This is a genomic window from Neisseria sp. (assembly GCF_030523955.1).
Taxonomy (GTDB): Bacteria; Pseudomonadota; Gammaproteobacteria; order Burkholderiales; family Neisseriaceae; genus Neisseria.
Window position 1 is genome coordinate 1 of sequence record NZ_JAUNHL010000071.1, and the last position, 12410, is coordinate 12410.

Sequence of the window (12410 nt, forward strand, 5' to 3'; positions counted from 1 at the left end):
CTGCTGGTAAGGGGGGGGGGAGTAAAGTTTGGAATTCTTATTTTAATTCACTATAAAAGAAAACTTTTACACACGAATGGCAGTAAAAATGGGGTGGCCGTATTTTTCCAAACTGGCCCACGGGAGACTAAACATGTCAGGTTCTGATAAAAAATCTAATAAAAACAAATGGCTGGTTACCATTCTTATTTTAATGGCCGCCGGCGGCGTAATCTGGTGGGCATACCAGAAACCGGTGGACGATTCTGCCTCGAACGGCTCAGCCGGCAACCGCCGCAGCGAGAGTGTTACTGCAGTAGGCGTGGCGCCGGTGGTGGTGCAGCGTGCACCGATACAGGCACAGGCGATCGGTACGGTGAGCACCGCCGCTTCTTCCGTAGTGCGTGCGCAAGTGAGCGCGACATTGGAAAAAGTGTATTTCAAAGAAGGCGATTACGTGAAGAAAGGCCAGTTGTTGGCCGAATTGGACAGCCGTGCCGCCAAAGCGGCGCTGATGCAGGCGGAAGGACAGTTGTTGCGCGATACTGCACTCTTGGAAAACGCCAAACTCGATTTGCAGCGCTACCGAACCTTGCAGGCGCAAAATTCGATTGCCGCCCAGCAGGTCGATACCCAAGCTGCCCTGGTGCGCCAGTATACCGGTACGGTTAAGCTCGACCAAGGCAGCGTGGCGGCGGCCAAAGTTAACCTGTCGTATACCCGTATTACCGCGCCGATTAGTGGACGTATCGGCCTTTTGCAGGTGAATCCGGGTAATGTGGTGACTCCCTCCGATACCAACGGCTTGGTATCGATTACGCAGGATAACCCGATTAATGTGGTGTTTTCACTGCCGGAAGAGCGTTTGGCCAAGGTGGTGCAGGCGCGTAAAAATCAGGCGCAATTAAAGGCGGAGGCGTGGGATAGAAACAACAGCCGGAAACTGGCTGACGGCGTTTTGCTCGCCATCGACAACCAGATTAATACCGCTACCGGTACGCTCAATTTGAAAGCTTCGTTTGAAAACGGCGACCAGCTGCTGTTTCCCAATCAATTTGTGAATGTGAAGCTGGATTTGGGCGTAATCGATAACGCGGTATTGGTGCCGAGCGCCGCTCTTCAGACAGGCAAGGAGGGCAGTTTTGTTTATCTCGTGGAAGCCGGTAATACGGTGAAAGTGGTGCCGGTGAAAACCGGCGAGGTTTCCGGCCTCAATACCCAGATTCTGCAAGGTGTTACGCCGGGGCAAACGGTGGTGGTGGACGGCCTCGACAAGCTGCGCAACGGTGCCAAAATCCATCCGGTAGACCGCGCCAAACAAGCGGCTGCGGTGCCAAGCGGCAAGCCGGCTGCTGCTTCTGCTTCATCGCAACCCTGATGAAAAGGTGCCGGCGATGAATCCTTCCCGTCTGTTTATTTTGCGACCGGTGGCCACCGCATTGCTGATGCTGGCCATCGTACTGTGCGGCGTTCTCGGCTACCGCCTGCTGCCGGTATCGGCACTGCCGGCGGTCGACTATCCGACCATTCAAGTAGTTACCCTTTATCCGGGTGCCAGCCCGGATGTGATGTCTTCTTCGGTAACCGCACCGCTGGAGCGCCAGTTCGGCCAGATGGCGGGCTTGGAGCAAATGACCTCCCGATCTTCCGGCGGTTCGTCGGTGATTACCCTGCAATTTGATTTGGATTCGGCGTTGGATGTGGCCGAACAACAAGTGCAGGCAGCGATTAATGCCGCAGGCAGTCTGTTGCCTTCTGATTTGCCCAATCCGCCGGTGTATAACAAAGTGAATCCGGCCGATACGCCGGTCATCAGCATTGCGGTGTCTTCCCCCTCTATGCCGCTGACTCAATTGCAGGATTTGGCCGATACCCGTTTGGCCACCCGTATTTCGCAGGTTTCCGGCGTCGGGTTGGTCACCATCAGCGGCGGCCAGCGTCCGGCGGTGCGGGTGCAGGCCAATCCGCAAGCATTAGCGGCGATGGGGCTGACGTTGGCGGACATCCGAACCGCAGTGGCCAACAGCAATATCAACAGCGCCAAGGGCAGTTTCGACGGCCCGGCACGGGCGGCCACCATAGACGGTAATGACCAACTCAAATCGCCGGAAGAATACCGGCAGTTAATCTTAAAAGCCGAAAACGGCAGTGTGGTACGCTTGGGTGAAGTGGCCGACGTGGTGGAAGCGGCGGAAAACAGCCGCCTTGGTGCTTGGGCCAACGGGCGGCAGGCGATTATCCTCAATGTGCAGCGCCAACCGGGCGCCAATGTGATCGAGGTTACCGACAGCATCAAGCAATTACTGCCCGAGTTGGAAAACAGTTTGCCTGCCTCGGTCGACGTAGAAGTACTGGGCGACCGCACCCAAACCATTCGCGCTTCGGTTAACGATGTGCAGTTCGAGATGGTGCTGGCGGTGGGCTTGGTGGTGATGGTGGTTTTCCTGTTTTTGCGCAACTGGCGCGCGACTTTTATCCCTGCGGTAGCGGTACCGATTTCGCTGGTCGGCACCTTTGCCGTGATGTATCTGCTGGGTTTTTCATTGAATAACCTGAGCCTGATGGCGTTGACCATTGCCACCGGTTTTGTGGTGGACGATGCGATCGTGATGATTGAAAACATCGAGCGCTATCTGGAAGAGGGGGAAACGCCGATGCAGGCGGCGCTCAAGGGCGCCAAGCAAATCGGGTTTACCATTATCTCGCTCACGCTCTCGCTGATTGCCGTGTTGATTCCGTTGCTGTTTATGGGCGATGTCATCGGGCGCTTGTTCCGCGAATTTGCGATTACCTTGTCGGTGGCGATACTGATTTCGGCGGTGGTGTCGCTCACACTCACGCCGATGATGTGCTCGCGCCTGCTTAAACACCTGCCGCAGCAAGAACAAAGCCGTTTTTATCGGGTTTCAGGTGAGTTTTTCGACCAACTCTCCGATGCTTATGCACGCGTGCTTGCCTGGGTATTGAAACACCAGAGGGCTACACTGCTGGTTACACTGGCGACCATGGTGCTGACCGTGCTGCTGTATATCGCAGTGCCCAAAGGTTTTTTTCCTTTGCAGGATACCGGTGCTTTGCAAGTGGTTACCCAGGCGCCGCAAAGTGTTTCCTATCAGGCGATGGTGAAGATGCAGCAGCAATTGGCCGATAAGCTGATGGAAGATCCGGCGGTGGACAATATCGCTTCGTTTGTCGGCAGCGACGGGGTGAATCCCACGCTCAACAGCGGCAGGATGCAGATTACCCTCAAACCCAAAGCCGAACGCGGCAACATCAACGAAGTGATGGCGCGTATGCGGCAAACGGTAGCGGATTTACCGCAAATGCCCGAGATGTTTATCCAGCCGGTACAGGATTTGACGATAGAAACCGCCACCAGTCGCAATCCTTACCGTTTCACCTTGCAATCGCCGGATACGGCGGAGTTGTCGCAGTGGGTGTCTAAACTGGTTGCGGCGTTGAAGAAGTTGCCGCAGCTGAAAAACGTGAGCAGCGACTGGCAGGATGAAGGCTTGCAGGCTTATGTGAACGTAGACAGAACCACCGCGTCGCGATTGGGCGTCAGCATGTCGGATGTGAACAACGCGCTTTACGATGCCTTTGGCCAACGCTTGATTTCCACCATTTTCACCCAAACCAATCAATATAAAGTGGTGCTCGAAGCCGCCCCGCGCTTTCAGACAGGCATAGACGGTTTGGCCGGTATTTATGTGGCAACCGCTTCGGGAACGCCCGTGCCCTTGTCGGCCATTGCCACACTGGAAGAGCGCAAAACCTATCTGTCGATTAACCATTTGGGACAATTTCCGGTAAGCACGGTGTCGTTTGACTTGGCATCAGGCGTATCGCTCGAAGAAGCGGTGGATTTGGTTCGCCAGACGGAAGCGGAATTGAAGATGCCCGGCAGCATCCGTACCCAGTTCCAAGGTGCGGCGATGGCCTTCCAAGCCTCGCTCAGCAATACCCTGTGGTTGGTGCTGGCTGCGATAGTAACCATGTATATCGTGTTGGGCGTGCTGTATGAAAGCTATATCCATCCGGTTACCATCCTCTCGACATTGCCTTCGGCGGGCATCGGGGCTTTGCTGGCACTGATGCTGACCGGCAAAGATTTGAGCGTGATAGCCATCATCGGCATTATTCTCTTAATCGGCATCGTGAAAAAAAACGCCATCATGATGATTGATTTTGCGCTGGCGGCAGAGCGGGAACAGGGAATGGCGCCCGAGCAGGCTATTTTCGAAGCCTGCCGCTTGCGTTTGCGGCCGATTCTGATGACTACTTTCGCCGCATTGTTCGGTGCGGTACCGTTGGTATTGGGCAGCGGAATGGGTTCCGAATTGCGCCAACCCTTGGGGATCACCATGATAGGCGGCTTATTATTGAGCCAGGTTTTAACCCTGTTTACCACGCCGGTGATTTATTTGTGGTTCGACCGGTTGGCGGCGCGACGCAATAAAGGCAAGCGGCCGCAGGATACGGCGGGGGCGGTATCGTGAATATCTCTTCTCCCTTCATCAAACGCCACGTCGCTACCACGCTGCTGACGCTGGCGGTGTTGTTGTTGGGCGCGGCGGCCTTCCGCTTGTTACCGGTTGCGCCTTTGCCGCAAGTGGACTTCCCGACCATTTCGGTTTCCGCCCGCCAGCCCGGTGCCAGCCCGGAAACCATGGCCGCTACGGTCGCCACGCCGTTGGAGCGCACGCTCGGTCGGATAGCGGGGGTTACCGAAATTACCTCTTCCAGTTCGCTCGGTACCACGCGCATCACCCTGCAATTTGATTTGGGCAGGGACATCGACGGTGCGGCGCGCGAAGTGCAGGCGGCGATTAACGCTGCACGCAGTATGCTGCCTGCATTGCCGGCCAATCCGACCTACCGTAAAGTTAATCCTGCCGACTCGCCGATTATGATACTCGGCCTGACCAGCGATTCGATGAGCCGTGCACAGATGTATGATGCGGCCGACAGCATTATTTCCCAGAAACTGTTGCAGATTCCCGGCGTGGGAGACGTAGCCGTCGGCGGCGGTGCACAGCCGGGGATAAGGGTGGCGGTCAATCCCACTCAGCTTGCTCACTATAATCTGGATTTGGAAGACATACGCAGCACGCTCTCTTCAGCCAATAACAACAGCCCGAAAGGTTATGTCGAGCAACACGGGCAAGCGTACCAGATCCAAACCAACGACCAGCTCACCCAAGCGGCCGATTATCTGCCGCTGATTGTGAATTATCAAAACGGTGCGGCCATCCGGCTGGCCGATGTGGCCAAGGTGGAAGACAGCGTCAGCAACGTGCTCAATATGGGCATGCTCAATAACGAACCTGCCATTATGCTGGTGGTGTTCCGCCAGCCAGGTGCCAATATCATCGATACGGTAGACCGCATCCGCGAAGCCGTGCCGCGTTTGCAGCAGGAAATTCCGGCTGCCATCAATATGAAAGTGGTGATGGACAGAAGCCCGACCATCCGCGCATCGTTGCGCGAAGTGGAGCATGCGCTGCTTTTGTCGGTGTGTTTGGTGGTGATGGTGGTGTTCCTGTTTCTTCGCAATCTGCGTGCCACGATGATTCCGGCGGTTACCGTGCCCGTGTCGCTGGTCGGCACCTTTGCCGTGATGTACCTGCTGGATTTTTCGCTCAACAACATCAGCTTGATGGCGCTGACCATCGCTACTGGTTTTGTGGTCGATGATGCGGTGGTGGTGTTGGAGAACATCGCCCGCCATATCGAAGAGGGCAAGCCGCCGCTGGAAGCCGCTGTTATCGGTGCAAAAGAAGTGGCTTTTACCGTAGTGTCGATGAGCGTCTCGCTGGTGGTGGTGTTCACCCCGATTTTACTGATGGGCGGCATAGTCGGCCGCTTGCTGCATGAGTTTGCCGTTACTTTATCGGCAGCCATTTTGATTTCGCTGGTGGTTTCGCTCACCACCACGCCCATGTTGTGCGCGCGCTGGCTCAAGCCGTTAAGCGAACAAAAGTCGCCTTCTTATCTGGCGCGCTTGAGTGAAAAAGCGGTAAACACCATGCTCGATGGCTACCGCAAAAGCCTCGCTTGGGCCTTGGAACACAGCGGTCTGATGCTGCTGGTGTTGGGTGCTACCGTGGCCTTGAATGTGTGGCTGTTCAATATCGTACCCAAAGGTTTTTTCCCGCAACAAGATACCGGCGTATTGATGGGCAGCATACGCGCCGACCAGTCCACTTCGTTTCAGGCGATGAACGAGAAGCTCAAGCGGTTTATGAAAGTGGTGGGGGAAGATCCGGCGGTAGAAAACGTCATGGGTACCATAGGCAGCAGTTCCAGCAATTCCGGCAGCTTGTTTGTTGCGCTCAAACCCCTGTCTGAAAGGCAAGACAGCGCCGAACAGGTAATACGGCGTTTGCGCGGCAAATTGGCTGACGAGCCCGGTGCCAGCCTCTATTTGCAGGCTGCACAGGATATTCGCGTCGGCGGGCGAAGCAGCAGTGCGCAATACCAATATACCTTGCAAGGCGACAATTTGGAGCAGTTGCGCGAATGGGTGCCCAAAGTGTTGCAGATTTTGCAGCAAATACCGGGTATCACTCAGGTAAACAGTGATTTGGACGGTAAAGGGCTGACCACCGAATTGCAATTCAACCGCGATGCAATGGCCAGATTGGGCGTCACCCAAGCGGGCGTGAACGCAGTATTGAACGATGCGTTCAGCCAGCGCCAAGTCTCCCCCCTCTATCGGCCGCTCAACCAATACCGCGTGGTGATGGTGCTCGATTCGCAATACCTGCAAACGCCGGAAGGGCTCAATGCGGTGTATGTCAACAACAATCAGGGTGAAGCCGTACCTTTATCGGCTTTTGCCAGCTGGGTGCCCGCAGCCAAAGCACTTTCAGTAAACCACCAGAGCGGTTTTGCCGCCGCCACTTTATCGTTTAACCTGCAACCGGGCATCGCCTTGTCCGACATTACCGCCGATATCGAACGCGCCGTTAGCCAGATCGGCCTGCCCGGCACCATCATCGGCGGTTTTAAAGGCACCGCGCAAACCTTCCAGCAGTCGCTTTCCAGCCAGCCTTTTCTGATTGCGATGGCATTGCTGGCGGTGTATCTGGTGTTGGGTATGTTATACGAGAGTCTGATTCATCCGGTTACCATTTTATCTACGCTGCCCTCGGCCGGAGTCGGCGCCTTGCTCGCCCTGATGATGTTCGGCAGCCAGTTCGATGTTATTGCCCTAATCGGTATTTTGCTGCTAATCGGCATTGTGAAGAAAAACGCCATCATGATGGTGGATTTCGCGCTGGTAGCCGAGCGCGAACAGGGCTTAAGCCCGCGGCAAGCCATTTTCCAAGCTTGTTTGCTGCGGTTCCGCCCGATTATGATGACCACTTTGGCCGCACTCTTCGGCGCATTGCCGTTGGCGCTCGCACGCGGGGACGGTGCCGAATTGCGCACCCCATTGGGCATTTCGATTGCCGGTGGTTTGGTGTTAAGCCAATTGCTCACGCTTTATACCACGCCGGTCGTGTATCTGCTGTTGGACAAATGGCGGCATCATGCAAACGGGAAAGCAGGACAATTGCCGCAACAGCGGCAGGTTGAGCCGGAAGGGAAATGATCCGCTAGAGGTGGTTTAAATGTAATTGCCTATAAACTATAAAAATGAAAATGCCTGTCTGAAAAACTTTTCAGACAGGCATTTTTTTACCATCCATTAAGCAGTTTGCGAGGCAAATCGTTTGGCGGCTTCGTCCCAGTTCACCACGTGCCAGAAAGCTTTGATGTAATCGGGGCGGCGGTTTTGATATTTCAAATAATAAGCGTGTTCCCAAACATCAAGGCCGATTAACGGATAGCCTTGGCAACCGGCTACCGCTTCACCCATCAGCGGACTGTCTTGGTTGGCGGTGGAAACCACTTTGAGGCGGCCGCCGTCGAGTACCAGCCAAGCCCAGCCGGAGCCGAAGCGGCTGGCGGCGGCTTTTTCAAACTCCGCCTGAAAAGCTTCCACAGAGCCGAAATCACGCTCGATGGCCTGTTTCAATTCACCTTGCAGCCGGGTACCTTGTTTGAGGTTTTTCCAGAAAAAACTATGGTTGGCGTGGCCGCCGGCATGATTGCGCAAAACGGTTTGTTTGTCGGCCGGCAATTCGCTCAAACGGCCGATCAGTTCTTCCACGCCGAGCGCGGCAAAATCCGGCAAGCTTTCCAGCGCGGCATTGGCGTTGTCTACATAGGCACGGTGATGTTTGCTGTGGTGGATGGTCATGGTCATTTCATCGAAATACGGCTCCAGCGCATCATAAGCGTAGCCGAGTTCGGGCAGGGTATAGGCCATAGCAGGCTCCTTCCGGTAAGACTGTCAGATTGGTTCTTTATGATAATAATTATCAAAATTATCCGCAAGTCAAAAAAACCTCAGATTCCGTATGGTTTTTTGCCAACGAAAGGCTGGATGTGAAAGATATCTGCTTCATTGCGCTATCAATGGCGTTGTAATTTTTGCGGTAAAAAACAGGCGTTTTTGCTAAAAAAGCGGCGGAAAACCAGCCAAGCGGCCAAAATGCCCCCGAGTGCGGAGGCGGCGCACATAAAAAACATAATCACAATCTGGTAGCGAACCGCTTGTTCGGGATCTCCGCCGGCAAGTATTTGGCCGGTCATCATGCCGGGCAGGCTGACGATGCCGACCACGCTCATGCTGTTGATGGTGGGCAGCATGCCGGCGCCGACAGATTGGCGAGCGATGTCTTGAAAAGCTTCCCACGGCGTGGCGCCGAGCGAAAGCAACATTTCAATCTGGCCGCGCTGTTGCGCAATCATTTGCAAAAGCCGGTCAAAGGTGAGAGCGACCGTGCTTAAAGTATTGCCCAGAATCATCCCTAAAATCGGTATGACATATTGCGGATCGTACCAAGGTTTGATGTGTAATACGCCGTAAAAGCCGATGGCGGCCACTATCCAAGAGGTAGCCCACATCGTTAATAAGGCATCGCGCCGCAAGCCCCGATAGCCGTAGCGCCCGCGCCCGCCTGCGGTGAGACCGGCGGTGAGGGTCATCACCAGTGCAATCACGACAATCCAAAGAGGATGCTGGGCTTGGAAAACGTGCTTCAGAATCATGCCGATGGCTGTGAGCTGAATCACGGTGCGGACGGCCGCGATGCCGATGCGTCTGGCCAGCCCCAAGCGCAAACACAGTGAGATGGCCAAACTGATGCACACCAATACCGAGGCGATGCCTAAATCGGTCCAAGTTATTTTATCCATGTTACGCCTTTGTACTTAAAACGCCTTGATGCACTGTCCAGATTTGATCTGCGATGCGGGCTAGCTGATCGGGACTGTGCGAAATCCAAATATAAGCCCCTTCGTGCTCATCATTATCCCGACGCGTTTGCTGCCAGCCGCGTATCAGTGCTTCTACCGCCGCCGCCGCTTCGGGATCAAGCGCAGAGGTCGGCTCGTCCAGTAACAGCAGCCGGGGATTGAGCTGCAACACGCGCATCAGGCAGACCAGTTGTGCTTCGCCGCCGGAAAGATTGGCGCTGTCTGCATTCAGAAACGCGTGCTCGCGACCGATGGCCGAGAGCATTTTATCAATGGAGGCCATATCTTGGCGGCGGTTTTTATAAGCTTTCAGGGTGAACGGAATAGAGAGATTGTCGGCTACGCTGCCGGCAATCAGAGCCGGCTGTTGGCGCACATAGGCTACACGGGTGCGGTAAATTTGTGCTTCCGTTGCGCCGTTTACCGTTTTACCCTGCCAAAGCAACTGGCCTTTGTCGGGCCAATCGAGCAGGGCGAGGGTGCGTAATAAAACACTTTTTCCGCTTCCCGATGCACCTTGTACGCCGATACGGTCACCTGCGCAAACGGTAAGGTCGGCAGGGTGCAGCAAGATGCGGCCGTTATCGGTCAGGCGCGTGAGGCCGCGGCCGCAAAGTAGCGGTGAGGCAGGCATGGGCTTGTGTTCCTTTGTTTGAAGCGATAGAAAGACGGAAATGATGATGAGGGGATTATATCGCTAGGGGCGATGCATAGGCCTGTCTGAAAGCAAAGAATAGGCCGGAAAACTGATTTTTGTTGCGGGAAAAGTTTTCAGACAGGCATCTTGCTTGCTTCATTCTGAGCTTTATCAATTTTCGCTGTTTTCATTGTAAAGAAAACGATAAATTGATCGGTTTTCGGTCATAATACCCGCGTCCGCAGTGGCCGGTCCCAGCGGTGGCGCTGTAGCTTTGGTGTATTGCGGCGTAAATAATTTATAGAGGACTCAAATCATGGAGAATTGGACGCAAACTTTAAGCACGGGCACGCTGCTCGGCATTGCGGCGGGCGCCATCCTGCTGATTTTGATATTAATCATCAAATTCCGCGTGCACGCGTTGCTTACGCTGATGATTGCCAGCCTGCTTACCGCCATTGCCACCGGGCTGCCGATGGGCAGCATCGTGAACGATGTGCTGGTAAAAAACTTCGGCGGCACACTCGGCAGCGTGGCGCTATTGGTGGGCTTGGGCGCGATGCTCGGGCGCCTGGTGGAAACTTCCGGCGGCGCGCAATCGCTGGCCGATGCGCTGATCCGCACTTTCGGCGAAAAACGCGCGCCGTTCGCTTTGGGCGTGGCTTCGCTGATTTTCGGCTTCCCGATTTTCTTCGACGCCGGTTTGGTGGTGATGCTGCCGATTGTGTTTGCCACCGCCCGCCGCATGAAAGCCAATGTTTTGGCTTACGGCATGGCCTCTATCGGCGCGTTTTCGGTGATGCACGTTTTCCTGCCGCCGCACCCCGGCCCGATTGCGGCCTCTGAATTTTACGGCGCCAACATCGGCCATGTGCTGCTGCTCGGCCTGCCGCTGGCGGTGATTACCTGGTATTTCAGCGGTTATCTGCTCGGCCAAGTGCTCGACCGCAAATTCGCCGTGCCCGTGCCTGATATTTTGAGCGGCGGCAAACAAGACGACGACCCGCCGCAAGAGCCGGCCAAAGCCGGCACGGTTATCGGCATCATGCTGATTCCCATGCTGCTGATTTTCTTAAACACCGGTTTGGCCACGCTGATTGCCGAAAAAGTGGTGAGCGCCGATGAAGGCTGGGTGCAGACCCTGCGCATGATAGGCTCCACCCCCATTGCGCTGCTGATTTCGGTGTTGGTGGCCATGTTTGTGCTCGGCCGCAAACGCGGCGAGGAAGCTTCAGCTTTGGAAAAAACGGTAGACGGCGCATTAGGCCCCGTGTGTTCGGTGATTCTGATTACCGGTGCCGGCGGTATGTTCGGCGGCGTGTTGCGCGCTTCGGGCATCGGCCAGGCTTTGGCCGACAGCATGGGCCATTTGGGCATTCCCGTGCTGTTGGGCTGCTTTTTGGTGGCGCTGGCTTTGCGTATCGCACAAGGTTCGGCCACAGTTGCCTTAACCACCGCCGCCGCGCTGATGGCGCCTGCCGTAGCCGCCGCCGGATACAGCGACTGGCAGCTCGCCTGCATTGTTTTGGCCACCGCCGCCGGTTCCGTGGGCGTGAGCCATTTCAACGACTCCGGCTTCTGGCTGGTCGGCCGCCTGCTCGATATGGACGTGCCCACCACGCTGAAAACCTGGACGGTTAACCAAACCCTGATTGCCGCCATCGGCTTCGCACTTTCCGCCCTTGCGTTCAGCATCTTATAAGTAAAGTAAGTAAAGGAGCAATATCATGGATACCGTACATTTCGTGCTGATGGGCGTGTGCGGCTGCGGTAAAACCACCGCCGCCCTGACCCTGCAACAGTATTTCCAATGCCCTTATGCCGAGGGCGACGAGTTCCACACGCAGGAAACCCGCGACAAAATGGGTGCAGGCATTCCGCTCACCGACGAAGACCGCTACCCGTGGCTGCGCAACCTGCGCGATTGGATGACCGCGCAGGCGCGTGCGGGCAAGCCTTACAGCATCGTTACCTGCTCGGCGCTCAAACGCCAATACCGCGACATTCTGCGCGAAGCCGAGGGCAGGGTGGTGTTTATCCACCTCGCCCCGCCGTATGAAGTGAACCTCGCGCGCATGATGGCGCGCAAAGGGCACTATATGAAAGCGGATATGCTCGATTCGCAAATGGCGATTCTCGAAGAATTGGGCGCAGACGAAGCCGGCGTGCGCATCGATAACCCCGGCAGTGCCGAGGAAGTGGAAGCCGAAATGATGGAATGGGTAAAAGGGCAGGGCTTCATAAAATAAGCGTTCAGTCTAACAGCCGTACGGTGTCTTAGGGTCTGTCGACAATTAACGCAACGGCGGTGTTTTTGGTCAAAAAAACCCGTCTGCGGCGTTAGGTAGCGTAGCGGACTTGCGAAGCTAAAATGCTCGCAAGGTGTTCAACCTTGCTGTGCTTTTTGCCTTGCATACGCGGTTTTTGCCCTTGAATTGTCAAACCAAGCGCAACGTTTTTCGAAACAGCACCTCATAAGCAC

Annotated in this window: 8 protein-coding genes; 5 read left to right on the top strand and 3 right to left on the bottom strand. The window is 55.5% G+C overall.

All coding sequences use genetic code 11. The features are described from left to right. Window positions 1-133 precede the first annotated feature (133 nt). Genes Q4C79_RS11800 through Q4C79_RS11810 form a run of 3 tightly spaced genes read left to right on the top strand, consistent with a single transcriptional unit; the run spans window position 134 to window position 7579 of the window. Window positions 134-1357, top strand: a complete 1224-nt coding sequence (locus Q4C79_RS11800) for an efflux RND transporter periplasmic adaptor subunit (protein ID WP_303091220.1) — start codon at window positions 134-136, stop codon at window positions 1355-1357. A 16-nt stretch (window positions 1358-1373) separates the two neighbouring features. Further along, window positions 1374-4478, top strand: a complete 3105-nt coding sequence (locus tag Q4C79_RS11805) for an MdtB/MuxB family multidrug efflux RND transporter permease subunit (protein ID WP_303091221.1) — start codon at window positions 1374-1376, stop codon at window positions 4476-4478. Further along, the gene (locus tag Q4C79_RS11810) at window positions 4475-7579 is read left to right on the top strand and encodes a multidrug efflux RND transporter permease subunit (RefSeq protein ID WP_303091222.1); all 3105 of its coding nucleotides are present in this window, start codon (window positions 4475-4477) and stop codon (window positions 7577-7579) included. Before Q4C79_RS11805 ends, Q4C79_RS11810 begins: the two co-directional genes overlap by 4 nt. Window positions 7580-7675: 96 nt before the next feature. On the opposite strand, the gene sodA is transcribed toward Q4C79_RS11810, so the two are convergent. The 3 genes from sodA to Q4C79_RS11825 all read right to left on the bottom strand — a co-directional run bounded on the left by sodA (window position 7676) and on the right by Q4C79_RS11825 (window position 9925). Next, the gene (gene sodA, locus Q4C79_RS11815) at window positions 7676-8299 is read right to left on the bottom strand and encodes a superoxide dismutase [Mn] (protein ID WP_303091223.1); all 624 of its coding nucleotides are present in this window, start codon (window positions 8297-8299) and stop codon (window positions 7676-7678) included. A gap of 146 nt (window positions 8300-8445) precedes the next feature. Further along, entirely contained in the window at window positions 8446-9231 is a 786-nt protein-coding gene (gene fetB, locus Q4C79_RS11820) for an iron export ABC transporter permease subunit FetB (RefSeq protein ID WP_303091224.1), read from the bottom strand. Between the two features lies 1 nt (window position 9232). Next, window positions 9233-9925 (bottom strand): ATP-binding cassette domain-containing protein, encoded by a 693-nt coding sequence (locus Q4C79_RS11825; RefSeq protein ID WP_303091225.1) that lies wholly within the window; start codon window positions 9923-9925, stop codon window positions 9233-9235. Window positions 9926-10244: 319 nt separating this feature from the next. On the opposite strand from Q4C79_RS11825, the gene Q4C79_RS11830 reads away from it, so the two are divergent. Beyond that, window positions 10245-11630: a GntP family permease gene (locus tag Q4C79_RS11830; RefSeq protein WP_303091226.1), complete on the top strand. Its 1386-nt coding sequence runs from the start codon at window positions 10245-10247 to the stop codon at window positions 11628-11630. Window positions 11631-11655: 25 nt separating this feature from the next. Continuing rightward, window positions 11656-12177, top strand: a complete 522-nt coding sequence (locus tag Q4C79_RS11835; RefSeq protein WP_303091227.1) for a gluconokinase, GntK/IdnK-type — start codon at window positions 11656-11658, stop codon at window positions 12175-12177. The last annotated feature ends 233 nt before the right edge of the window (window positions 12178-12410 follow it).

Bases quoted from the DNA above. Each gene is read 5' to 3' on its own strand.
- Q4C79_RS11800 (WP_303091220.1), top strand. From the start codon at position 134: ATGTCAGGTTCTGATAAAAAATCTAATAAAAACAAATGGCTGGTTACC.
- Q4C79_RS11805 (WP_303091221.1), top strand. From the start codon at position 1,374: ATGAATCCTTCCCGTCTGTTTATTTTGCGACCGGTGGCCACCGCATTG.
- sodA (WP_303091223.1), bottom strand. From the start codon at position 8,299: ATGGCCTATACCCTGCCCGAACTCGGCTACGCTTATGATGCGCTGGAG.
- fetB (WP_303091224.1), bottom strand. From the start codon at position 9,231: ATGGATAAAATAACTTGGACCGATTTAGGCATCGCCTCGGTATTGGTG.
- Q4C79_RS11825 (WP_303091225.1), bottom strand. From the start codon at position 9,925: ATGCCTGCCTCACCGCTACTTTGCGGCCGCGGCCTCACGCGCCTGACC.
- Q4C79_RS11830 (WP_303091226.1), top strand. From the start codon at position 10,245: ATGGAGAATTGGACGCAAACTTTAAGCACGGGCACGCTGCTCGGCATT.
- Q4C79_RS11835 (WP_303091227.1), top strand. From the start codon at position 11,656: ATGGATACCGTACATTTCGTGCTGATGGGCGTGTGCGGCTGCGGTAAA.